The following is a 24452-nucleotide window of genomic DNA, read 5'->3' on the forward strand; positions in this document are numbered from 1 at the left end:
CGTGGTAGTTTTAAAAATTTAGGGTGAGCTTTGCACTGTAGATCCGATAGGTTGGATAATCGTAAAAATCCTGATTGCCTTCCGGGGTAACTCCTGTAAATGAGGTCCATGTGTATAAATTGCGGGCAACAAGTGCAAGTCGGGCATTACTGAGCACCCGGTTAATCCCAATTGATTTCAGTGGTAACCTATAGCTGAGCGAAAGTTCTCTCAAGGAAACGTAGCTGCTATTTTGAAGCCAGTAATCTGTGGTTTGTTGCGCATTAAATACTGCGGTGGTGAAAGCTAAGGGTAACCCGGCTTGCGCAGCTTCATCCGAGAAGGGCGAGCGGTATTGATAAGTTAGATACTGTTGTGTTTCATTATATTTTTGCCCGCCTTGCTTCCAATCTAAAACGGCGTAAAGTGATAATGGACCAAGGTTAAAGGTATTAGAAAAGCCAACTACAAAATCGGGTTGTGCATCACCAATAATTTTTGAGTTGCCTGTTGCGGCATTCTGGTATAAAAGTGGCGTTTCCGCAGCAGTACCAATCTGGCTTTTAAGCACCACAAAACCCAATCCATTCTGGGTAAAATCGCTTAAAGGCAACACACCTCCCGCAGCATTGGTCACAATACCCTGGGCATTGGTTTCAAGCTGGTCTAAACTGGTCAAAACACTGTAACCGTAAAAAGCAAACGGACTCACACCGGTCGCCTTTCTGAAATCGCCGTCCGTAAACTCAGGTACATCGCCTAAAGAAGTAATTTTACTTCTGATACGGCTAAAAGTAACGCCTGCATTCCAGGTAAATGAATTTTTAACGATAACGTTTCCATTAACTTCCAGTTCCAATGAGTTTGATTTTACCGCACCAAGGTTGCCGTATATCCTTGCCGAACCTGTAGTTGGCGGAAAAGCAGGTGCAAGTATGAAATCATTCACGCTATTTGAAAATGCATAATTGGCCTGAACATTTATCCGACCTAATATTTGAGCATCAAATCCCAATTCAAGTTCAGAGGTTATGGCACGTTTTAAATCGGTATTTTCGCGTTGGTTATAACTTACACCACCCGAACTGGATAGGGAAACCAGACTTTCTTTTGCACCAAACGGAGGTAAGCTACCTGCCTTACCATAAGCCACCCTCAGCTTTAATTCATTCAAGGCTCCTAATTTTACATCCTCAGTTAAGCGATAGGCAACTGATGCCCTTGGGAAAAATGCTGTCCCAACATCAGCCCCGAATCTCGAACTGTTATCCAAACGCCCCAAAACATCAACAAATACTTTTTCTTTCCAGGCCGTTTTAAGGTTCAAGAAATAACCATAATTAACGGTTTGCTGCCAACTCGAGCCAATACTTCGCGTATCTGCCGAAGCAGCAGCCAAGCTTTTTACAGGCGCACTAAGGTTGTAACCTGATGCAGAAAGTGAGGTAATTTTGTTCTCTTCATAAACGGCTTTTAAGGTTGCACCGTATTCAAAATCGCCAGAGCGGTCGTTGTAGTTTAACTGAAGCTGACCATTTTTGGAAGTTGTTTTACTGGTCGACTCTCCGTAATATCCGTTATTTCGGGTAATATCAGCAGAGATGGTTTGAAAACCAATAGGGTAATAATCGTTCTCATTATAGTTATTATCCTGGATGGAACTGTATAATTCTGCATTTAGTTTCGGACTGAAATTGTACTTCACCTTTAATCCCGCCAATAAATTATCACTATTGTTTTCGTATTCGCGATAACTTAACTGATAAAATGGATTATTCACATTAAAGTTCTGAATGTCAAATCCGTAAGGTTTAAAAGCATATTTGCCAGATGCATCGCGCTCCTGAAGATTGATAAAGGGCTCGTAAAGCGACGTGGCATACAATAAAGAGCCGCTTCCGCTCGAAGATATAGAAGAAGAAGGCGTTTTATTATTGAAATATTGAAACGTGAAATCAAAGCTTAAATTCTTAATGGGCTTATAACCAAAATTAAATACGGCCGACTGCCTTTTATCTGCGCCAACAGGCTCGGCTACGCCGCCTTTATACTGGTTTTGAAAAGAAACATATAAATTATATTTATCGCCGGCGGTGGATGCAGAAACAAAATTGGTGAAGTAAGGATTATTATTCAGCATGTTTGCCACATTATCAAAGGTATTTTGATAAGGATGCAGATTTAAGGAATAGCCATTCTGCTGAACATCTATGGTTCGAGCATTGCCGTTTAAAACAAATGAACCATCAGCATTAACTTTAAAATGGTGATATTGTGAGGTTGGCGGCGTATTCTGAACATTGCTGAAACCGAATTCATTATCAATTACAATATTTACCTTACCAGAACCTTTTCCTTTTTTGGTGAGCACCTGAATAATACCGCCCTCTCCCCTTGTACCATATAGCGCTGAGGCCGCAGCACCTTTAACCACCTCAATCGATTCGATATCTTGTGGATTCAAATCAGCTAAATTCAGGGCAGTCACAAATCCATCAACAACCAGCAATGGCGCAATATTTCCCGAAACCGATTTTGCTCCACGCAAATAAACTGTGGCAGGACTATTACCGGAAGATTGACTAATTTGAATACCCGCCACCTTACCCCTAAGGGTTTGTGAAGCATCGGTAGCCGGAACAGTATTAATTTGCTCGGTGCTAACTTTAGTCAGGGCAAAGGTCAACTTTTTACGGCTTGTACCCTCGGCAACACCTGTAACCACCACATCCGTGAGTTGGTGAACATCCTCTTTAAGTTCTACATTAATTTCTGTAGCAGTTGAAGCTGGAATAACCTGTTGTAGATAGCCTTGATAGGAAATTATCACAGTATCTTGTGTGGCTACGGATGGCAAACCAAATTCGCCGCGGGTATTGGTAATGGTGGCTTTATTAGTCTTTTTTGAGCGTATGGTTGCCCCGGCAACGGGTAATTTATCTTTACTGTCGGTTACTTTACCGCGAATAGTTTGGGCATAACTGTCTATGCTGCCAAGAAAAACAAGGCAGAAGAGCAACCCATTAAGAAGAAGTTTCATGTTATCTGATGGTTTTTAGGGATAAGTGAATTTGATTGAGGTTTTGGGTGAGGTTTTTGAGGGTTTGGAGCAATACCGCAACTTGTGCTTTCGCTTCGTCGCCATTATATTGTTCGATGGCTTCTCTTACGCCTGGCAAGGTTTTAACACCATAACCTGTGTAAAGCCCGGGCGCATAAATGGTATGCTTGTACCAGGGTCTTCCCGGCAGTCCGGTGTCGGTAAGCAATTGTTTTTCAGCCTGATAAAGGGCTTTGTTCAATTCATAGAAACTTTCACCTTTATCAAGCTGCTGCTTAAGCGACTCGTTAAGTTTGGCGGTAGCGGCCTTTAAACTATCAAGTACCAGGTTAATATCGCCGAAATTTAATTCAGATAATTCCTTTTTAGCCACAGGAGCAGCAAGATTATCTGTTGGGTCGGCAGCGATTTGATAATAGCCATTAGAAATCAGTTTATTATCTAAGCTTACCGTTTCTTTTAGGTTTTTAGAGAGTGCCGTAACTTCCTTAACATAGGTTGAGATTTTAGTTTGTAAGCTCGAGAAATCAAAGGGTAATATATCGGCATTTGCCAAGCGAAGAACAGCTCTTCCGGCGGTTTGGGATAGGGCAACACCATATTTAAAATCCGGATCTTTGAATTTGATGAAGTTTTCATAACTGTCAAAATTGGTATGGTATTCACCGCCATCATCTTCTCCACCAAAACCAAAATTAAGCGTTGGAATACCTAAATGCTGCAAGAAGGCAGAATAATCCGAGCCCGTACCAAGTGCAGCCAGGTCGAAGCTTTGTTGTTCCAAGAACTTATTTTTATCACTTAATGCATTTGCCGAAAGGATTTTATTTGCTTTCCATCTTTCGAAAATGCTTTTCCCTACCTGTGGGTCAGTTACATCTTTTGCGATTTCAGTTACGAAGCTTTCAAGTGCATGTGAACCCCCTGCTTCCAAAAAACCACGACCATTTCCATCCGAATTGATGTAAGCCACAACCTTGCTTTTCAGTTCTTCCTTATGGTCTTCTACCCATTCAGTCGAGCCAAGCAAAGATTGTTCTTCTCCATCCCATGCAGCGTAAACCAAAGTTCTTTTTGATTTGATACCATTTTTCGCTAAAATGCCAATAGCCTTTGCTTCTTCAAGTAAGGATGCCAAACCACTAATTGGGTCAGCGGCACCATTTACCCAGGCATCGTGATGGTTGCCACGAACTATCCACTCGTCTTTATACAAACTCCCTTTTAACTTCGCAATTACATTGTAGGCAGGTACAATATCCCAATTAAAGGCCAAACTGAGTTTAACCTGGGTAGTACCATCGCCAATGTGGTAAGTTATTGGCAATCCCCCATTCCAATCTGCAGGTGCAACATTGCCTTTTAAGGCCGAAAGCAATGGCAAGGCATCATGGTAACTAATGGGCTGTACAGGTATCTTAAGAATTGTTTTCGCTTCGGATTGTGCTAATCGTTTGGCATTTTTTGTTGCCCCGATATCAGGCGTTAACGGGTCACCTGGATAAATAACCATATCCATAACCGAACCTCTTTGCACCGCATATTCTGGTTTAAATGCACCTGTCGGGTAAACATCGCCCTTGGCAAAACCATCATCCTTAGGGTCCGAATAAATGATGCAGCCAACGGCCCCATGTTCCCAAGCAATTTTAGGTTTGGTTCCACGCCACGATTTACCATACTTTGCAATTACTATCTTCCCTTTTACACTTATGCCCATGCGTTCAAGTTTTTCATAATCTGCCGGAAGTCCATAGTTAACAAAAATTAGTCCGGCAGTAACATTCCCATCGGCACTCCAGGCATTATATGGCGGCAATTGCCCCTGCTGAGCAGAAGATAAATCGCCGTTTAATGCTTGCTCTGAAAGAGAAGCCTTAAAACCTGAACCATTTTCTAAGCTTAGCGAACGACTTTTAGGTGTTGGAAACAGAACATAATAGGTTTCAATTTTTGCATCCCATCCGTAAGATTTAAATTTTTGTAAAACGGATGCGGCAACTGCTTTACTGCCCGCCGAACCCAAATGATGTGGGTTTGCTGATAACTCCTTAATATTTGCCCCAATGTTTGCAGCACTTATGTTTTTATCAAATTGCTGCTCTATACTTTGTTGTTCATTTCCATGCGCAACATTAAATCCCGGCAGGGATTTATGCTGCGCCAAAAGCGAAAGTGAATAGAGAAGGTTGATACAAAATAGGGTAATTGTTTTCTTCATGTTAATGGTTTGGTTTGATGGTTCATTAATTAATTTTAAAATCGAGACAAGAAAATTTCCTTGTGGATAATGGTTTCTTTCGATAATCGGCTAATTGTAGCATTGGCTAAATAAATACACATTTCAGAATTTTTAAATGGTCATGCTTATTCAGAATCCCGAAGGAAATCTTTTCTTATCTCTCCCTTTCGGGAAGGATTTAGCACCTTATTTGGCAACAGGTTGCTAAGACATCATCGGGCCAATTCCCTCAGTCTTTCTGGATAAGTATGTGAGGAAATTTCCTCATGCCACAAACATAAAAAATAAAATCTACAAAACCTATAGACTTTATATAATATTATTATATTTGTACCATATTAATGTTCATGATTTACTGAAAATCTTGAGCATCTATATATTATAGTCATGTGGCCGAGGGGTTAGGTAAAGGTCTGCAAAACCTATAACGGCGGTTCGATTCCGTCCATGACGTCGAAATAGATAAGGCATTATGCCTTTCAGATAATTTATGGTTTACGTTATTGCAAATGGAAATACCTGATGATGATTTCGATTACCCAACAATAAATGATTTTTTTGAGTATTGGGGAAATTGTGCTTGTAATTTAGTTGATGAGGGTGATAGCACAAAGGAGATTAAAAAGAGAACAGAAACCTATGGAGTTAAACCCATTGATTTTAATTCGGAACTAGGAAATCCGCTCTCGCTAAATATAGATTAATTGGCTGTACATCTACTAAAGAATAGCCCAACCAAGTGCAGTATTCACTGTGTTACGAACAACATCAATTGCAGCATTTATTGCATTTTCAACCGCTAAAATACCAAGCCCCTCAATGGTGAGGAAAACGATACGCATGGAGTTTTTCTGAATATCAATGTGCAGCCTCGCCCTTTCCTCGTCTATCTTCCCTTCCAGCTTGAGCAATGCAATAAGCTTTAGGTTTTCGGCAAAGGCCCTGGTTTCCTTTTCTGCGTAAGGCTTTACCTCAGCCCAGTCTTTTTTAAAACTTCCCTTTAGAGCATCGAGCATTTGTTTGCCAAGCGTGGCAAAATCTAGTTTTTCCATAAGAATTGTGTTAAGGTAAAATATTAACCCTTGCCTCTTTTGAGCGCAATTTGCAGTTTGAGCATCGCCGTCATGGCTGAATTAAAGCCATTTCTAATTGGAATAAGCTCCGCTTTAGAATTAATGCCCGATTTATCCAGATTTTCGAGCGTGGAGATTATGGTTTGCAATAATTCAACCTGTTTAATCACAATCTCATTCTTATCAATTGCATTTGCCCTAAGCTTTAAAACCTCTGTTTTAATCTTAAGGTCGCGGTAGAAATTAGTATGAGCAGCATACTTTGCCTTAGGGGTGCCAATATTTGCATCCATATCTACAAAAAATGTAGTGATGTCTTGCTGTATGGTGTTGATGGTGGTGTAGCTAACCTCATCATAATCTGCAATAAGTTTTACAGAACTGCAAGAGGCGCAAAACAAAATCAGGAGTAAGCCAAAAATCGATAGCTTTTGTCTGAAGCTGGTGCGGAGGGCGTGCATAATGAATAATTTTAATTTAAAGGTTTGGTTTAATACTACCAACATCCCGACAACAGTACATCAGCAACACTGCAAGTAGACAAGGCAATTTACGTGATTAAAATGACTTAACCATACTTAAAACTTGGTATTTTATTGATTTACAGCCGTTTCAAACAACTACTACCACTAAATAAAAAAGCACCTACAAATTAATGTAAGTGCTTCATCTAAATTAACGCTCTCATTTATGAATTAAATGATGTAGGTATCTCAACTCCTACGGTACAAATATACACATAGATAATAATTAAAACTACCTAGTAAAACTAATGAATGAGATGAACGCCTACTTCCTGACACACCAGGTAGTCATGCACCTTAAACCTTGCACATTAGTTGTTTTTATCGGTTCGTGAAGTAGACCGCCCAAACGCTGCGTAAAATCTAATAACATTTGTTCATTTATCAGGAAGCGTTCAGATTTATCTGGTAAAATGTATCTGCCGTTTCCAATAAATTTAACAGCCGATTCAATGCCAATATCAGAAGCAAGACGGGCAAACAAATATCCACCTGGTTTTAATACCCGCCACATAGAATTGAGCATTGCTTCGAAATGTGCTAAATCATTTGCAAAATGCAAAACTGCACTGCTAATTACCAAATCAAAATATTCATCTTCAAATGGCAGATTTTCCACATCACCTACAAAAAAATTATCCGCTACGGATTTTAGCGATAAGCTTGATGCCAACTGCTTTACAGCTTCAATGGATTCGGGCTTACTATCAACTCCATATACCTCATAGCCATTCTTTAAAAAGAATTCGATGTTGCGCCCGGCGCCGCAACCTGCATCAAGTATGGCTGTGCAATCAGCATAAGTCCCCTTTAAAAGCTGGTCGAAAAGGTAAATATCTATATTACCAAATTCTTGCTGAATGTGTTGCGCCATAATTTTCACCGCTTTGAAGTTTATTTAAAATCTGGAACTGGAAATAAATAGCCGCCAAATAGAATATAAGCCCATAAAAGTGTCCAGATGATGTTAAAAATTTGAGCGGTAACAAAGGTAAGCGCAGGTTTTCCGCCCTGAAGTTTAACCAATGAAGAGAACTTCGCCTCCATACCAATCGCAACAAAGGCCAGTGCAAACCAGGTAGTTCTGATTCCATTTAATGCAGGCGCAACACTTTTTGAAGTTTCTGCGGACAGCAAAAATGAAAAAACAAGCGATGCAGCAATAAAGCCTAAAACAAACTTTGGAAAACGTTCCCAAACAATTTTTAAACCCGGACGCTCAACTTTTACAACAGTAGTTTCATTTGCACCTGTTTTAGGTTTTTTATAAGCCCACCAAATCGCTATAAAAAATGCGGCAACGCCGATAAAAACATTTTGAGAGAATTTAGCAATAACACCAGCCTTTACAGCGATTGGGCCAACCAAATCTCCGGCTGCCGTTACAGTTGCCGTTGTATCTAACGTACCACCCAACCACGCACCACCAACAACCTCAGGGATATTAAAATATTTAACCATCCACGGCAGTATAATCATCATGGGTATGGCCATTATCAGCACCAGAGTAGTCACATAAGATAGTTTTCGCTTATCTCCGTTTATCGCTCCGGCGGCAACTATTGCAGCCGAAACGCCGCAAATTGATACTGCAGAAGCTAAAATAATACCAAATTCATCATCAACTTTTAACTTTCGGCTTAGCCATAGCGAAAAAAACCATACAGCGCTTACTACTATAATAGCTTGAATAATTCCCGGTAAACCAGCCTTAACCAAATCAGCAGAAAGTATAGTCGTACCTAAAATAACCAGTCCGGTTTTAATGTAAAACTCCGACCGAACGGCCTCCTTTAACCATTGTGGCAGCTTAAAAAGATTACCGATTAAAATGCCGATGATTAACGCAAAAACAACATATTCTAGCCCGTAATAACCTACACCTTTATTTCCTCCTATGATAAAAGAAATCGTTGCCAAAAGGTAAATGAATAGAAAACCAGTTGCAAAACGCCCAACATGCCCGCCAGACAGGTAAATAGCTGTTCCCGCAAGAATTAAAAAAATAACCCCGGTTTTTACAATCAACAATAAATTACCCGGCGAAAGAATTTTATCAAATAGGTCTGCTGATGTTTGCCATTTGTAAACTGGTAAGTTAATATTAATGCCCGAATTATTCAGTAACAAGACTGCACCAATAATTATAGCCCCTAAAATTAAGGCCCACCAATCTTCAGTAATTTTTTCAAAAAAGGTTTTTTGTTTGTTTTCTGAATCTGTTATGGCTTTGTTATGCGTTAAGGTTTCGTTCTGTACTGACATTTTAAATAGGGCTTGAATGCTGAATCGTTTCGAATAGTATTTCAATAAATCAAAAATATTCGGCTAGGAATAAGTGGTTTAATTAACTAAAGAAATGAAAATTTTAACAAAGCACCAAATGGGTAATGTTCAGCAAGGGCGATAGATATGAAAAATCATATAATCGTAATAAAATTTATATAAATAAACTATTGAAGAATAATCGCTAACCTTTTCGGTATATAAATGTTTCTCCTATTTACCTCAAATAATTATGATAAGCAAAGAATACATTTACATCCCGTTCAACAAGTCCGTTAACAATTATTTACACGAAATGGAAGTAATTTCCACCGGTTTATTTCACGTTAGAACTGTTTTTAGTGCCGATAGAAAAACTTTAAATATCGAAACGGAAAATGAAAATTTGGTTTCGATAATCATCAATCCGGTTTATGCGATTATTACCAAATTAGCCGAAAGCGACATTGCAAAGGAGATTTACGATGTGATTACTAAAAATACAAAACGCGTTTGCAACTAGGCTTTAAAAATTCAGTTACCAAATCAAATACTTAATACTGACAACTGACCACTATCTACTGACAACATTAAGTATAAATAGCGTACCGTAATCGTACTAAACTTAAAAATTTGGAGTTATTATTTAAGATGGGTGAAACATACAAAACCCCATCTTCATCATCTATATAAAAAGTATTTTACAATAAAAATACACTGACTGATAACTGACTACTTATCCCTAAAAAATATGCTCCGCAACGCACTCACCACCATCCTCCTGTCCTATTTCATTTCCTTTACTGCTGCTGCCCAAACCTCAAAGGCCAAAATAAATGGCGTTATTGCAACTACATTGGATGGGAAATTGGAGGGAAGAACGCTAAAGAGTGGTGTTCATGTATTCAAAGGTGTTCCATATGCTAAACCTCCGGTTGGGGATTTAAGATGGAAAGCACCACAAGTTCAGGAAAAGTGGACGGGCGTAAAAAAAGCTATAAACTTTGGTCCACGTCCGGTACAAAAATCAGGTATCTTATACGAATTTAGGTCTGAGGAGATGAACGAAGATTGTTTGTACCTGAATATTTGGACGGCGGCAAATTCATCAGCAGAGGGCAGACCGGTTTACATTTTCATTCACGGAGGTTCTTTTATTCATGGAGATGGTTCGCAGCCTGCCTATGATGGCGAGAGCATGGCCAAACAAGGCATTGTTTACGTTTCCATCAATTACAGATTAGGTATTTTCGGATTTATGGCACACCCGGAATTATGTAAAGAATCTGAACATGGCGCATCAGGAAATTACGGTTTATTAGACCAGGTTGCAGCCTTTAAATGGGTTAAAAATAATATTGCAGCCTTTGGTGGCGATCCAAATAAAATTACCATTGGCGGTGAATCTGTCGGCGCACAATCCATTAGCGCACACATGACTTCGCCCCTTTCCAAAGGACTCTTTAATGCAGCGATTGCGCAAAGCAGTTCGCTTTTAGATTCCAGAGGATTGATAAAATCAAAACAATCAGCAGAAAAATTAGGTACCGAATTTACAACGCTCACAAAAGCATCATCAGTTAATGAGATGCGTAAAATCAGCGCCAAAAAGTTACTAAAAATTGCTTCTAAAGATGACCCTCGGCGTTTTAAACCTACTGTTGACGGTTATTTCCTTACCGAATTTCCGTTAAAAACATTTGAAGATGGCAGACAAGCCAATGTACCGCTTTTAGTTGGGTGGAATGCAGATGAAGTGCCATCGCTAGCCTTTTATAGATTGAAACGGGCAACGCCAGAAAACTTTAAAAGAAGAGTAAAAAGAATTTATGGAGAAAATGCCGACCAGATTCTCGCATATTACCCGGTAAGCACAAAAGCAGAAGCAAAGATTGCTGGTGCAAAACTGGGTAGCGATTGGCTAATCAATTATGGTTCTTGGCGCTTGGCCGATTTACATGCAAACAATAAAACCGCTCCCGTTTATCGGTATCTATTTGCCCAACCGCATCCAGGTTTAACATCGAGAGAAATAAATGAGGGCAGTTTCTTAGAAAAAATCTTAAAAAGACTGATTAATAAAGCCATTACAGGTTCGGCTTTCCATGCTGCAGAAATTGAATATGCTTTAGGAAATCTGGAAGTTCAGGATAATTACGATTGGAAACCCGAAGACCATCTCGTATCAAACCAGATGCAAGGTTACTTTGTAAATTTCATTAAAAATTCTAACCCTAACGGAGTTTTACAAAGCGGAACAACTTTAGCCAACTGGCCAATAGTACAAAGTGGAAATACGGCCAGGTTTATGAAAATTGGTGTAAACAGCAAAGCGGAAACCGAGCAAGATACAACCAGAGCAAGATTTTTATTGTTACAGAAAATTGGTGTAGCCGATTAATCTAATCCAGCTAAGCGTTATTCATTGCCCGGAAGTTTGATTTAAAATTATCTGATAAGAAAAGAATTTGCTCCAGTTTTTTGTGTGGTAAATGCTTTTCAAAATTTGGCTCATCAACAGTAAAAATTTCATTATCAACAATTTCAGAATTTAGATTTTTCAAAATCTGCTCGATAATTTCTTGTTCTAGCACCGTAACGCCACTATCGAAAATGTTCAAAGAAGTGATCAGGGCATTCATCTGGTAAATCATTAACTGTGCGTTGTAAAAAGGATTTAAATCGCCACGCTTTCTAAATGGCTCCTGACTAGCCGAATCAATCCCTTCAGATAGTGCCGAAAGACTAATATTTGCGTCCTTCCTCGACATCCTCAACAAGGTTTCGCTATCGCGATTTCTTCCTGCATCAGCTGTGCTTAATAAATAAACCTTTGTATAATTAATCGCTTGATTTATCTTTTCTCGAAGTTGCTTACTATCCCAAATCGGGAATAAAATAGAGGCCACAACCGCTATTAAACAACCCAAAATTGTAAACAAAATACGCTCTTGAATAATGTGATCGAAATGGCCATGGTAACTGCCCAGAGTTAAAATTACCGCAGGCGTAATGAACAAAACGCTAACGGTATAATTTATTCGGTTGAAGGAGAAAAAGCCTAATAGGAAAAATACCGAAAACGATAATAACACCGCCGGACTTTTAATTAAATAAATGAGTACAAGCCCAATAATAATGCCACCTAAACTCCCGGCCAAACGCTGTAAATTTCTACGCCAGGTAACCGTAAATTTTGGTCGTGCAACGATAACCAAAGTTAAAAATAACCAATAGCTGTATTTACTCAAAGAGAGTTGACTTATCAATAAAAAGCCAAAAAGAAAACAAAGTGCTAACCGAATAGAAAACCTAAAAAATGGCGATTTAAAGGATAAATGATGCCTTAGTGTGGATTTATCAGCGGTAACGAATGCCGGATAATCTGGTACATTTCCAACAATTTCTGATTGTAAATTCTGAGCTGTTGCGTGTGTTCTGATTAGCTTCAAAATTCTAACAACGGCATCTGTGTTCACCATAAACTGCGTAAGAAAATCCGTTTGGCTTGGTGTTGCATTTTCCTTTTCGGCATTTAGCAGTTTTATTAAATTATTATAATGCTGATTGGTAGAATTTTCAGCCACTGTTTTTTTAACCTCTACGTTTCTAGCTAAATCTTCCAATTCAAAGGCTAATAAATTTAAAAGCTGGGTCATTAATCCGAGCGATGATTCTTTTAAAACCGTTCTAACCTTTGCATAATCGTAATGAACCGCATTTAGTTGCTCGTACAAATCAATCAGTAATAAGGCTCTACCTAATAAAATCTGTCCGTTTTTATTATCCGGATTCATGGCTTGTTTATCCGTTAGTAACAAATTGCGAATAAGCTCATGTTTTTGATTTACCTTAATGTGAAGCTTAATAATTTCCCGCTGAGCTGAATCAAATGGCTTATGAACATCATAATTATTTGCCTTTGCTTTTAGAAAAACCGCACTACTCATTATGCACTCAAAAATAGCATGGTTTAAGGAGCGATACGGAAAAATAAAAATCTGCAATAAGCTTATCAAATAATACCAAACACCGCCAATAAGCATGTAAAAGCTAAAATGGAATGGGTTTTTCGGGTGAAGCCCCATCACGAAACAGCAAACAATTAGCGCCATTGTACCAATAATGCTCATGCGATTGCCATAAACCGCAAACATGGAAAAACCGAAGGCGGCAAATGTCATCACTACGGCGAGTAATAAAAAAGAAGATAGCGACAGTGAGATAATTATTGTAGTTAGAAAGAAGACAATAATTCCATAAAGCGCAGTTCTAAACTTGTTGAATTTGTTATCTGGAAAGTCTGTTAAACTAACCAGCAAAGCGCCCACTCCTATTCCTGAAGCAAGTTCCGGTTGTTTTAGCCAAAAGAATAAAATTATGGGTAAAACAATGGTAATTGTATTTCTGAGTGCATCAGAAAAATATTCGCCCAAAAAGAAATAAATGATGTTAAGACCGAATGAACGGGATTGGTTAGAATTCAAAAATAGTGATTTTATGGCTGCAAAAATACGAATATAAACATCACTAATCTTTACAATAATGTAAAGAAACCATAATTAGTATGGCAAGGATTTAGGATTTATGAAGAAAAAACCGGCGATTGAATTGCAAACTAATCAAAACCATTTAAATATTGATTCAATCAACTTACTGCGCTAACCAAAACGAATAATTATCTGGTCCGAAAATATAAGTTAAAGTAATTAGTAAAATAACTAAACTTACTGGCCAAATGAAAGATAGCTTATCTTTTGGTGTATCAAAAGTAAGTTTTGACAATTGTGAGTTACGTTTTGACATTTCTAGAGGAATTATATATCACACAACCAGAATCAATCAAAAAAGTTTTAAAAATGCTATTATTACTTTTTCAGTTAAATCGACATTTCAACTAAAAGAAGTTCTTTACAGATACTATTTTAATTAACTTCTGACATTCACTATGGCTTAATATCAATTCATAATTTTCCTTCTGGAATGTTGTAAAAGGCAAGGTAAAACATGCTTATGTTTCACTGAGTGAGATGATTAAAACGCTGAACAGCCCTTCATACAACACAATACCAACAAAAATAATGGTGAAAGAACTTTTGCAGTAAAGATGGTCAATGAAATTTCCTTTGGTTTCAAATCGCAATAAAAATTGCATTTAATAATTTCCTTCTTCAAAGAATCAATAATTAATTTGTACGTTTTGTACCTACCGGGTTTAAAAAGTTTATTTAAAAGTATTAAATGCAATATTTTGTAACAAAAATATTAGAAACATTAATTTAACATGCTTGTTGTTCACCTTACACAGCGAATTAAACAACTAACAATTATGTTCAGTAGTAAAAGTACAGAAACCAGAATTTTGATTTTAGGAGATCAGACCATCGTCATCAACAGAGAAAAAGAAAATCCGATGAGGTTTCGAATATTAATCGATAGTGCTTTTAGAGGATATGTAGAACATATATCTGGCGATTGGCAGTTATCGGAAGATCATTCTATAAACGATGAATTGTTATTTAGAATAACCGAAAAGATAGGAACTGCTCAAAGCGCTTAAGCTTAATTTACATTAACGCTCTTACCAACCTCTAATACTTCGCATATCTTTTTAATTAAAACTGGCTTTATTTGGCTTCCTAAAGACGGGATAAAAGCATCTTCCTTTTGTTCAAGATGACCGCTAAAAACGCCGTCAATCCTTACCGCATAACGCTTTGAGTTTAATTTTTCACCAGTTAAAACAATAATTGTTCCATTAAAATTAATAATTCTTGTTTCTGTTCTTATCAAGTTTTTCATAGGCTTAGTGTAGGTAACACACTAATTAAACGTATGATTTTCGGTATGGTTTAAAAAAAGGTACAACGCTAAGGTGTTTTGAGTTTTTAAGCTGATAAATATTAAGCGATATTTTCCAGATACCTTAGAACTTCCTCTTTCTTTCTACTTGAAACAAGAATATTTTCTTTATTCTCCATTTGTAAATAGCCCTCACGATAATATTTCTTAACATATTTAAAATTAACCAGATAGGATTGATGGCATCTTAAAAACCCAAATGGTGTTAGTAAACTTTCATATTCCTTTAATCCTTTCGAAACCAAAATCTCATTTCCATTATTTAAATAAAATGTGGTGTATCCTTTATCACTTTTACAGAATAAAATATTTTCAATTGCCACAACTTCTATATATTCCAGGCTTTTTAAAGCAATACGTTTTGTTGCTGCCAAACCTTGAGCAAGGTAGTGCTCTTTTGCAATAGAAAGTTGTTGCTGCCCTATTGCTTCCTGGTTGCGATGATGGTAACATTTGTTTAAATGTGTAACTAATGAAACTTCATCAATCGGTTTAAGCAGATAACCAAATGCGCCCAAATTAAGGGCTTGAATCGCGTATTGGTCATATGCAGTTAGAAAAACAACCTGAAAATCGGCTGTGCCGATTATATCAAATAAATGAAAACTATCACCGTCTTTGAGTCTTATATCAGCCAAAACCATATCGGGTTTTAATGCCGGGATTTCCTGTTGGGCAATTGCGATTTCACCTGCCGAACCCACAACTTCAAGATAATCTATCTTTTTAACGATTTGAAGAATGTGTTGTAAAATCCGAACTTCATCTTCTAAAATATATAGTTTCATAGTGGTTAATCTTTCGTTAATGGTATTTGTATCGCAACGAGCACACCGCTTTGGGCTGCGCCAACTTTATTTTTTACTTCGAACTGAGCTTTTTGGCCATTAGCCGTATATATTAATTCGATTCTTTCCCTTAATATAATTTGAGCCAGAGACTGTTTACTTCTATTTTCATTATTATTTTTATGTAAGCCTATCCCATTATCATCAATTTCAATCATCAAAAATGCTCCCTTTACACTAAAGGATATCACCAATAAACCCTTGTAAGAAATATTTCTGAAACCATGCTCAATTGCGTTTTCTACGAAAGGCTGCAGAAGCATTGGCGGTATTAATGTTTCACATGTGTCCAAATCATCGCTTACTGTAATTCTATAATCAAATACGTCAAAATAACGCATTTTTTGTAATTGTAGGTAATTATTTAATGAGCCGATTTCTTCGTCAACTTCGATAAAATCTTTCCGGTTTTGTTCTAAAATCCCTCTTAGTAAGCCCGAAAAAGCCTTAAGGTATAATACCGATTCTCCGTTTGCGCCAGAAGCAATAAGGCTCTGCAAATTAGCAATCGAGTTAAAAATGAAATGTGGATTTAGCTGCGCCTGAAGCATTTTTTGTTCAACGTTTAAACGCTGATTTTCGGACTTAAGCAGCTTATTTTTTTCTCTTAGTCGCTGTTGTCTATATATAATGTAAAAAAAAGAGAGCACGCCTATAAAAATAATCAACGTTAAAAAAATCGTCCAACGCTGTTGTTTAATAATAGTTTCGTTAAGCTTATTTCTGGCATTTAATTCAGCAATATTGACATCCTTTTTTTCTGATGCATATTTTTCGTGCATCTCTGCCACTTTACCCGCTTCAATTGCTTTAAGGTTCCGTATTTCAATTGTGTAAGCAGAGTCTGCAGCATCAAGTGCATTTGCAAAATCTCCTTTCATTTTATATGCTTCAACTAATCCATTGAAGTGGTAATTTTTTCTTTTGCCCGATACATCCTGTTTCTCTAAAGCGATACCTTCTTTATAATACTTAATTGCAGAATCTGGTTGTTGATTCCGGCTAAAGGCAGTTCCGAGATTATTATAGGCAACATCATTAAGATTGTTGCTTTTTTTAAGATAGCTAAAATAGATTTTACTGCTGATTACCGCCTTGGCTGTAAGCAATTGTTTGCTGTAAATTTGAGATTCGTTATCATACGTTCTGGCTATTGCAAGGCTGTCGTGAATTATCAATGCCAATTGCCTTGCTTTATTATTATAAAACGACATTTTTTTAAAGTCCTCTAATCTCGAAGCCAATAAAAATGAGATATCGTAATAACGTTGTTTAATTGCCAAGTGATGATTGAATGGATGGTTTTTAAAGTAAATGGCTGCGTATTCCAATGATTTTTTGTCTTCCCCATTCTGGAAATATGCTCGGGCCAGCAAATCATAAAAATGATAGGATAATCTACTTTTGGCTTGTTCAGATGCTTTTAAGGCCGTAAAAATTGTGTCCATCATGTTCGGCTCGACCATCCCGCCACTGCTCATTTTTAAGTTTAGAAGGCTAACTAGCTTTAAAAAATTAAGGTCTTCATTGTTATGTCGAGGCTTGATTAATTGATAGGTCGCAATTGCACTATCGATTTTCTTCTCATAAACAAATCGTCTGGCCTTAAAATAGTAATAATATGGATTTGCTTTATGATTAGCCATTTGGCTCAAAAGACTATCTTCTTTAAGCACTATTTTTTTTATTGATGTTGATGGTACAGAATCGAAAGATATGACTAAACCCACATAGTCTTTTTTCCTTTCAGCAGGATGACTGGGAGAAGTTACTGCACTTTTATTATGCTTTTTATCCTTGCATGAAACAACAATCAAAAGACAGATTAAAATCAGAAAGGTTAAAATTTTTATTTTATTGAAACTCATTTTTCAAAATATTCTGCCATTTATCTTCCAATATAGATAGATGTCATTTTCGTTTATTTCCTAAAATATAAATAGTAAAGACTAAAAAAAATACTAAGCAAATATCTGCTGGCTTTCAATCTATATCTGCATCTTTTTGATGATTATCTGGAAATTTAAAAAGAATGCTCTTGTCAAATCACGGCGTCTATTAAATCATAACAGACTGGAATCTAAATATTTCTTCGCAATGCAATTTCGCGAATATTCCTAAAAGATTTACGAAAAAATACTGGAAGCTCACGCATATCAACTACCTGTTGTAAGCCAAAATCGACATGGCGATTTTAGATTTACAGAACCCAAACGCCAGGGTAAAGTTGGCGCTAATTAATATCTATAAAATTTCAAAAATGAAAAATTTAGAAGGAATGCAAAAAAGCCTTTCTGCATTAGAAAACAAAAAGCTTACAGACCTAAATTCACTTAAAGGTGGTTTAGCTGGTGGTTACACAGAAATTAGATCGAACGTTAATGTTGGTGAAGGTTGTGTAGAATATGACCACTACAGCGGAACAAATGGTCAGGGTACGTACCAAGGTAGAACTTACCACCGCGTTGCTGGCCAAGGTACCGGACCATGTGCACCATGCAATTCTGTGTGTTAATCTAACAATTTCCAAATTTAAAAATTAAACGAAATGAAAAAATTAAACGGATTGAAGAGCCTTTCTTCTTTTGAAAACAAAAAGCTTGAAAACTTGCAAGCAGTTCAAGGTGGTTTATATTTAATTAGATCAAATTTTGCTTGTCCAAGTCAATACCCAAGCGGCTCTGTAGAATATGACGCTTACGAAAGTAATGGTGGCAAATACATTGGTAGAAGTTGCCAATTAGCCGTTGCAGGTCCAAGTTCGGATATAGGAAACTAGAACCGTGCTAGCTAAAAGTTTAAACGGTTATTTCAGGTTATTTGAAGTAACCGTTTAAACTTATTTAACCCATCGCTTTTAAAAAAGGATATTGATTCAATTTAAAAAAAATCAAGAATGATATTAATCCTATCATCACATTTGGAGCCAACAACGAATGAAGTTGTCATGTGGCTGAATAAAATGAAAAAGAGCTACATCAGAGTGAATGAAGAGGAGATTTTTGAAATAAAGATTATTAAAAAGAAGTTCTTTTTAGAAAGTAACATCAATAGCTTTTATTTAGATGATATCTCCAGTATTTGGTATCGACGTGGTGGAGGATTAAAGTTTAATCGTGAAAGATATAATAACGAAGCTATTGATAGAAATATGAATGAAGCATTCTATTGGTTGGAAGACTACGTAATTAAAAAACTAGAATCGAAAAAACACATTAACAAGCAAAGCAACAGCAACTTAAATAAATTATTGGTATTAGAGGAAGCTAAAAATGCAGGCCTTAATGTACCAGAATATTTTTTAGCAGAAAATACTGATGATGTTATCATAAATAAAATGATAACAAAGTCTTTTACCGAGAATATAATTTTGGATGCCGTTGATGAAAGATACGATGGCATTTTATACACTGCTGTAATTTCTAAACCTGAAAAGGATTCATTTTTTCCTACCTTTTTTCAGCAAAAAATTGAAAAAGAATACGAAATCAGGAGCTTTTATTTAAACGGTATAATATGGTCTACGGCTATTATATCGCAAAATGATATGCAAACCACTATAGATCATAGAAAATACAATGAGCATAACCCAAACCGAAATATACCCTACAAACTACCTGTAGAAACTGAAAACAAATTAAATAATCTTTTTATGACTTTGGATGTGAATTGTGGTTCTGCCGATTTCATTAAGGGGAAAGATGGCAAATTCTATTTTCTTGAAATTAACCCATTGGGCCAATTTTTAGGACTTTCTGCTATTTGTAATTATTCATTAGAAAAAGAGATAGCTGAGTTTTTATGAAAATAGCATTTGATGAGGTAAAAAAACTACCCTTAACCTATAAGTATATGGAAGTTTATAGAGATAGGCATATTCAAGACAAGTTTGTTAAAAACATAAATTACGTCAAATGCGGCAAAATTCAATCAAACTTCTTAAATCAATTACCACCCTTTAAGCAACTTGTTAGAATTTTATGAGGTATTTAAATCTATACAGTAATGTATTCATAACTAAAGGCGCAAAAAGAATTTTAATTTCTGATTTACAGAAAAATACATCAGAAATTTTGCCTTTAGAGTTATTTGATTTGATTGAAACATTTAAAACTCAATCTATAGATGAACTCATCTCAAATTATGATGCTGAATCCATCAAATTTATAAACGAATATATTGAGTTTCTCCTTCAAAAAGAATACGCCTTCATAACTGCTGATACGTGGGATAAAAATTTCATTCCACTTTCCCTAAATTATAATGATTATACAGAAATATCGAACATTTTTATCGAAATGGAAAATATTGATATGCTTCAAAAGCTCGTTTTTTCTGTAGATAATTTAGGTATAAAACATATGGTTCTGTTATGTAATCAGCCTTTATCAATCAATGATTATAAAGAAATTGAAAATTGTTATGCTGATTCTCTTTTACAAACTATTGAGATTTACACCCCAGTTCCAGAATTTTTAAATAATAATTTTTTAATCGAACTCGACAATATTACAGCCCGAATTACGAATGTGATATTCTACAATTGCTTATCCAAAACGTATCCTTCAACGGAATCTTTAAGGATAAATATCAATTTTTGCGAAGAGCAGATAAAGTTAAATTTCTGTGGAAAAGTTGATTTAAAATATTTCAATACTAATCAATCGAAAATTTTAGAAGCCATAAACCACAATTCATGTTTGCATAAAAAAATCGGCATCGACATAAACGGTAACATTAAAAACTGTCCGGCGATGATGCAAAGTTTTGGAAATATAAACGACATAACTTTAGAAGAAGCATTAGAGCAAAATGGCTTTAAACAATATTGGAACTTAACTAAAAATGATATTGAAGTTTGTAGAGACTGTGAATTTAGAAATGTATGCACCGATTGTAGAGCTTACACGGAGCAAAGTCATCTGAATTTAAATGGTTTGGATATTTCAAAACCTTTAAAATGTGGTTACAATCCATACACAAATGAATGGCAAGATTGGAGTAAAAATCCTTTAAAAAGAACAATGATTAACCATTATGGAATTTTACAATCGATTAGTTAATGGCGCTTAAAAAATTTCCTTTTTACAAACAGCCCGACGCCAAAGATTGTGGCCCAACTTGCTTACGTATAATAGCTAAGCATTACAATAAAACTGTTTCTCTACAGCATGTAAGGGCACTTTCTGAAACGACAAGGGAAGGTAGTGGTATGCTTGGGTTAAGTAATGCAGCAGAAAGCTTGGGTTTCAGAAGTCTAGGGGTAAAAATCGATTTTAACACATTAGTTGCAGATGCGCCGTTGCCTTGTATTGTACATTGGAATAAAAATCATTTTGTAGTTGTTTATAAAATTGATAGTGCGGAAAATGTATATCTATCCGACCCGGGTTATGGCTTGATTAAGTACCAAAAGGCTGAATTTATAAAACATTGGATTGGTGAAAATGCTGGCGACAATACGGAAGAAGGTGTTGCCCTTATTTTGGAAACAAGTCCGGCCTTTTACAAAAATGAGTTTGATGAAACGGAAAGTAAAACAAGTTTTTCCTTTCTATCAAGGTATCTGTTAAAGTATAAATCGCTTGTAATACAATTAGCAGTTGGGTTATTAGCTGGCAGTTTATTATCGCTCATATTCCCTTTTCTAACGCAAAGTATTGTTGATGTTGGTATACAGAATCAAGACATTAACTTCATTTATTTGGTTTTACTAGCCCAGGTAATGCTTTTTGTCGGAAAGATGGGCATCGAAATCATCAGAAGCTGGATTTTACTACACCTCTCCACTCGTATAAACATCTCCATAATATCTGATTTCTTCATCAAGTTAATGCGTTTACCCATTAGTTTCTTCGATACGAGAATGACTGGAGATATTATGCAAAGAATTAACGACCATCACAGAATAGAACAGCTATTAACCAATTCATCATTAAATACATTATTTTCGATGGTTAATCTGTTAATTTTCAGCATTGTACTACTACTTTACGATTACAGGTTATTTCTCGTTTATCTATTTGGCGCAATACTTTACATTGGATGGATTAGCTTTTTTCTTAAGAAAAGAAAAGCCCTAGATTATAAAATGTTTTCTCAGGTGGCGCAAGAGCAAAGCACCGTGATAGAATTGATAAATGGCATGCAGGAAATTAAAATGCATAACGCCGAAAAGCAAAAACGTTGGAATTGGGAATTTTTGCAGGTAAAGTTATTTAAAATAAAAATCAGGTCGCTTTCGCTAGAGCAATGGCAATCTGTTGGTGGTGGCTTTATTAATCAGATAAAAGATATTTTAGTCAGTTTTCTGGCTGCAAAATTAGTATTAAGCGGTAATCTTACCTTGGGGATGATGCTTTCTGTTCAATACATCATCGGGCAGCTTAATAATCCTTTATATCAATTAATTGATTTCATCAGGCAAACGCAGGATGCTAAAATTTCGCTCGAAAGATTAGGTGAAATTCATAATAAAGAGGATGAAGAAAATGCCCAAAATCAATATGTTACGGAAATAGCTCAGAAAGATATTGAGTTGAATGATGTTTCTTTCAGATATACCGGCTCAGATTATTTTGTGTTTCAGAACTTAAACCTGAACATTCCTCATCAAAAAACAACAGCCATTGTTGGTGCAAGTGGTAGTGGCAAAACCACATTACTAAAATTGTTAACCAAATTCTACGAACCAAATAGCGGCGACATTAAAATCGGTAATACGGATATGAAAAATATCGCTCCACGACACTGGAGAAATCTTTGTGGTGTCGTGATGCAGGAAAGCTATTTATTTAATGATACGATTGCCAATAATATTGCCATTGGCGAAGATGTTGTAGATAAAACGAAGCTGAGAAAAGCAATTGAAATTGCAAACATTCAAAATTTTATTGAGGAATTGCCACTAAACTATAATACCAAAATTGGTAACGAAGGTTTAGGCATAAGTGGCGGACAAAAGCAAAGGTTATTTATTGCCAGAGCAGTATATAAATCTCCAGATTATATTTTTTTTGATGAAGCAACAAGTGCTTTAGATGCAAATAATGAAAGCGTAATTGTCCAAAACCTGGAGCATTTTTTTAGAGGTAAAAATGCTGTAGTGATTGCGCACAGATTATCAACTGTTAAACATGCTGATAAAATTATTGTGCTGGCTAAGGGAAAAGTTATAGAAGAAGGAAGCCATGATGAACTGGTTGCTATAAAAGGAGAATATTATAATTTAATTAAAAATCAGCTGGAACTTGGAAACTAAACGTGATAAATTGGATGAAGTGCAACTTCGTTCGGAAGCTGTGCAAGATGTTCTATCAGAACCACCACATTGGATGTTTCGCTGGGGAAATATGGTTATACTTGCCATTTTAATAATGATTTTTTTGATGAGCTATTTCATCAAATACCCTGAGTTTGTACCCGCAACAATTGTTATCACTTCACAAAACCCACCTGAAAAATTACAATTTAGAACAGATTCCAAAATTGAAAAAATATTTATAACCGACCATCAAATAGTAAAAAAAGATGAGCTACTGATGGTGCTGCAGTCAACGGCGAATTACCAGGACGTATTAATGCTTAAAAACGTTATCGATTCTATTTCAACAAATCATTTAAATTCATTTCCGATTGAACAGATTTCGAGGTATAAATTAGGTGAACTTCAAAATGACTATAATGCCTTCGCAAAGGCTTTTCAAGATGAAAAGTTATTTGCTAAACTTAAACCTTACCATCCGGAAAACATTGCTACCGAACAAAACATACAGGTAAATAAAAAACGAATTGCAACGTTGAAAAGGCAAAAATTTCTCGAACAATCTAAGTTTGATTTGGTTAAAAAAAATTATCAAAGAGCACAACAACTCCTCAATCAAAAGGTGATTTCTACTTTTGAATTTGAAACAGAGAAAATTAAGTTTCTACAAGCGCAGCAGAGTTTAGAAGATATTGATATATCCCTATCTCAATCAGAAGAAGCCATTTCCAATCTTAATAAAGCTAAAAGTGGTACAAGCATAAGTGCAGAAAAAGATAAAATGAATTTAGCTTCTCAAACTATGCAACTTTTTGAACAATTAAGACGTTCGTTAAGGGCTTGGGAACAGAGCTACTTGGTTATTTCATCAACTAATGGTATTGCAAGTTTTCAGCAGTTTTGGTCAGAAAATCAATTCGTAAAACGAGGAGAGCCCATCCTATCTGTTTTGCCAAACGATACCAAAACACTTTTTGGGAAAATGTTGGTTGCTGCAACCAATTCCGGAAAGATATCTAAGGGAGAAAAAGTTTTGGTAAAATTAGATAATTTTCGTTTTCAAGAATATGGAATAATTGAAGGAAAGGTTCAAAATATATCTTTTAATCCAGATGAAAAAGGTAATTATTATGTGGATATAATACTTCCAAAGGGATTGAAAACATCGTATCAAAAAATTTTGCCATTTGATAAAGAACTGAAAGGCAATGCAGAAATTGTAACGCAGGATTTAAGATTAATCGAACGATTCTTTTACCAGCTTAGAAAGCTGACCGGATATCAATTAGAATGAGATATTTATTGAAATCAGTATTAATTACGTTATTCAATAT

Annotated in this window: 21 protein-coding genes, 1 tRNA gene and 1 riboswitch; of the genes, 11 read left to right on the forward strand and 11 right to left on the reverse strand. The window is 36.1% G+C overall.

Annotated features, from left to right (window positions below; translation table 11 throughout):
- Positions 1–10: 10 nt before the first annotated feature.
- Together R2Q16_RS16790 and R2Q16_RS16795 are read right to left on the reverse strand one after the other, a co-directional pair.
- Positions 11–3019, reverse strand: coding sequence for a SusC/RagA family TonB-linked outer membrane protein (locus R2Q16_RS16790; RefSeq protein ID WP_316738771.1), 3009 nt, complete (start codon positions 3017–3019; stop codon positions 11–13).
- 1 nt (position 3020) lies between these two features.
- Positions 3021–5261 carry a transferrin receptor-like dimerization domain-containing protein gene (locus R2Q16_RS16795; RefSeq protein ID WP_316738773.1) on the reverse strand — a complete coding sequence of 747 codons (2241 nt, stop codon included), beginning with the start codon at positions 5259–5261 and terminating at the stop codon, positions 3021–3023.
- 172 nt (positions 5262–5433) lie between these two features.
- A riboswitch (SAM riboswitch) is annotated at positions 5434–5531 on the reverse strand.
- 134 nt (positions 5532–5665) lie between these two features.
- On the opposite strand from R2Q16_RS16795, the gene R2Q16_RS16800 reads away from it, so the two are divergent.
- Together R2Q16_RS16800 and R2Q16_RS16805 are read left to right on the forward strand one after the other, a co-directional pair.
- A tRNA-Cys gene (locus R2Q16_RS16800) sits at positions 5666–5736 on the forward strand.
- A gap of 55 nt (positions 5737–5791) precedes the next feature.
- Positions 5792–5986 carry a hypothetical protein gene (locus R2Q16_RS16805; RefSeq protein WP_316738776.1) on the forward strand — a complete coding sequence of 65 codons (195 nt, stop codon included), beginning with the start codon at positions 5792–5794 and terminating at the stop codon, positions 5984–5986.
- A gap of 15 nt (positions 5987–6001) precedes the next feature.
- Here R2Q16_RS16805 and R2Q16_RS16810 read toward each other — a convergent pair whose 3' ends face one another.
- The 4 genes from R2Q16_RS16810 to R2Q16_RS16825 form a co-directional block, all read right to left on the reverse strand.
- Positions 6002–6334, reverse strand: coding sequence for a hypothetical protein (locus R2Q16_RS16810; protein ID WP_316738778.1), 333 nt, complete (start codon positions 6332–6334; stop codon positions 6002–6004).
- Positions 6335–6357: 23 nt separating this feature from the next.
- Entirely contained in the window at positions 6358–6816 is a 459-nt protein-coding gene (locus tag R2Q16_RS16815; RefSeq protein WP_316738779.1) for a hypothetical protein, read from the reverse strand.
- Positions 6817–7144: 328 nt separating this feature from the next.
- On the reverse strand, positions 7145–7753 hold the full coding sequence (locus tag R2Q16_RS16820; RefSeq protein ID WP_316738780.1) for a class I SAM-dependent methyltransferase: 609 nt from the start codon (positions 7751–7753) through the stop codon (positions 7145–7147).
- Between the two features lie 20 nt (positions 7754–7773).
- Positions 7774–9144 carry a YeiH family protein gene (locus R2Q16_RS16825; RefSeq protein WP_316738782.1) on the reverse strand — a complete coding sequence of 457 codons (1371 nt, stop codon included), beginning with the start codon at positions 9142–9144 and terminating at the stop codon, positions 7774–7776.
- A gap of 253 nt (positions 9145–9397) precedes the next feature.
- Here R2Q16_RS16825 and R2Q16_RS16830 point away from each other — a divergent pair, with 253 nt between their 5' ends.
- Both R2Q16_RS16830 and R2Q16_RS16835 read left to right on the forward strand, forming a co-directional pair.
- Positions 9398–9667 carry a hypothetical protein gene (locus R2Q16_RS16830; protein ID WP_316738783.1) on the forward strand — a complete coding sequence of 90 codons (270 nt, stop codon included), beginning with the start codon at positions 9398–9400 and terminating at the stop codon, positions 9665–9667.
- Positions 9668–9895: 228 nt separating this feature from the next.
- Positions 9896–11545 carry a carboxylesterase/lipase family protein gene (locus R2Q16_RS16835; RefSeq protein ID WP_316738785.1) on the forward strand — a complete coding sequence of 550 codons (1650 nt, stop codon included), beginning with the start codon at positions 9896–9898 and terminating at the stop codon, positions 11543–11545.
- Positions 11546–11555: 10 nt separating this feature from the next.
- Here R2Q16_RS16835 and R2Q16_RS16840 read toward each other — a convergent pair whose 3' ends face one another.
- Together R2Q16_RS16840 and R2Q16_RS16845 are read right to left on the reverse strand one after the other, a co-directional pair.
- The gene (locus tag R2Q16_RS16840) at positions 11556–13631 is read right to left on the reverse strand and encodes an FUSC family protein (protein WP_316738787.1); all 2076 of its coding nucleotides are present in this window, start codon (positions 13629–13631) and stop codon (positions 11556–11558) included.
- A gap of 166 nt (positions 13632–13797) precedes the next feature.
- Positions 13798–13950 (reverse strand): hypothetical protein, encoded by a 153-nt coding sequence (locus tag R2Q16_RS16845; RefSeq protein ID WP_316738789.1) that lies wholly within the window; start codon positions 13948–13950, stop codon positions 13798–13800.
- A gap of 523 nt (positions 13951–14473) precedes the next feature.
- Between R2Q16_RS16845 and R2Q16_RS16850 the strand changes: the two genes are divergently transcribed.
- On the forward strand, positions 14474–14704 hold the full coding sequence (locus tag R2Q16_RS16850; protein WP_316738790.1) for a hypothetical protein: 231 nt from the start codon (positions 14474–14476) through the stop codon (positions 14702–14704).
- 2 nt (positions 14705–14706) lie between these two features.
- Here R2Q16_RS16850 and R2Q16_RS16855 read toward each other — a convergent pair whose 3' ends face one another.
- The 3 genes from R2Q16_RS16855 to R2Q16_RS16865 all read right to left on the reverse strand — a co-directional run bounded on the left by R2Q16_RS16855 (position 14707) and on the right by R2Q16_RS16865 (position 17722).
- A complete protein-coding gene (locus R2Q16_RS16855; RefSeq protein WP_316738791.1) occupies positions 14707–14946 on the reverse strand; it encodes a hypothetical protein in 240 nt (79 codons plus the stop codon).
- Between the two features lie 101 nt (positions 14947–15047).
- Positions 15048–15794 carry a LytTR family DNA-binding domain-containing protein gene (locus tag R2Q16_RS16860; RefSeq protein WP_316738793.1) on the reverse strand — a complete coding sequence of 249 codons (747 nt, stop codon included), beginning with the start codon at positions 15792–15794 and terminating at the stop codon, positions 15048–15050.
- Between the two features lie 5 nt (positions 15795–15799).
- A complete protein-coding gene (locus R2Q16_RS16865) occupies positions 15800–17722 on the reverse strand; it encodes a histidine kinase (RefSeq protein ID WP_316738794.1) in 1923 nt (640 codons plus the stop codon).
- Positions 17723–18114: 392 nt separating this feature from the next.
- On the opposite strand from R2Q16_RS16865, the gene R2Q16_RS16870 reads away from it, so the two are divergent.
- The 6 genes from R2Q16_RS16870 to R2Q16_RS16895 all read left to right on the forward strand — a co-directional run bounded on the left by R2Q16_RS16870 (position 18115) and on the right by R2Q16_RS16895 (position 24412).
- Positions 18115–18369: a TIGR04139 family peptide modification target gene (locus R2Q16_RS16870; protein ID WP_316738795.1), complete on the forward strand. Its 255-nt coding sequence runs from the start codon at positions 18115–18117 to the stop codon at positions 18367–18369.
- A gap of 33 nt (positions 18370–18402) precedes the next feature.
- Positions 18403–18633, forward strand: coding sequence for a TIGR04139 family peptide modification target (locus tag R2Q16_RS16875; RefSeq protein WP_316738798.1), 231 nt, complete (start codon positions 18403–18405; stop codon positions 18631–18633).
- A gap of 117 nt (positions 18634–18750) precedes the next feature.
- Positions 18751–19659: a grasp-with-spasm system ATP-grasp peptide maturase gene (gene gwsG / locus R2Q16_RS16880; protein ID WP_316738799.1), complete on the forward strand. Its 909-nt coding sequence runs from the start codon at positions 18751–18753 to the stop codon at positions 19657–19659.
- Between the two features lie 175 nt (positions 19660–19834).
- Complete coding sequence (gene gwsS, locus R2Q16_RS16885; protein ID WP_316738800.1) at positions 19835–20917, forward strand: grasp-with-spasm system SPASM domain peptide maturase; 1083 nt, start codon at positions 19835–19837, stop codon at positions 20915–20917.
- Positions 20917–23115, forward strand: a complete 2199-nt coding sequence (locus tag R2Q16_RS16890; protein ID WP_316738801.1) for a peptidase domain-containing ABC transporter — start codon at positions 20917–20919, stop codon at positions 23113–23115. Before gwsS ends, R2Q16_RS16890 begins: the two co-directional genes overlap by 1 nt.
- A complete protein-coding gene (locus R2Q16_RS16895; RefSeq protein ID WP_316738802.1) occupies positions 23105–24412 on the forward strand; it encodes an HlyD family secretion protein in 1308 nt (435 codons plus the stop codon). The genes R2Q16_RS16890 and R2Q16_RS16895 overlap by 11 nt, the downstream gene beginning before the upstream one ends.
- The last annotated feature ends 40 nt before the right edge of the window (positions 24413–24452 follow it).

The organism is Pedobacter aquatilis (assembly GCF_032678425.1).
Classification (GTDB): domain Bacteria; phylum Bacteroidota; class Bacteroidia; order Sphingobacteriales; family Sphingobacteriaceae; genus Pedobacter; species Pedobacter aquatilis_B.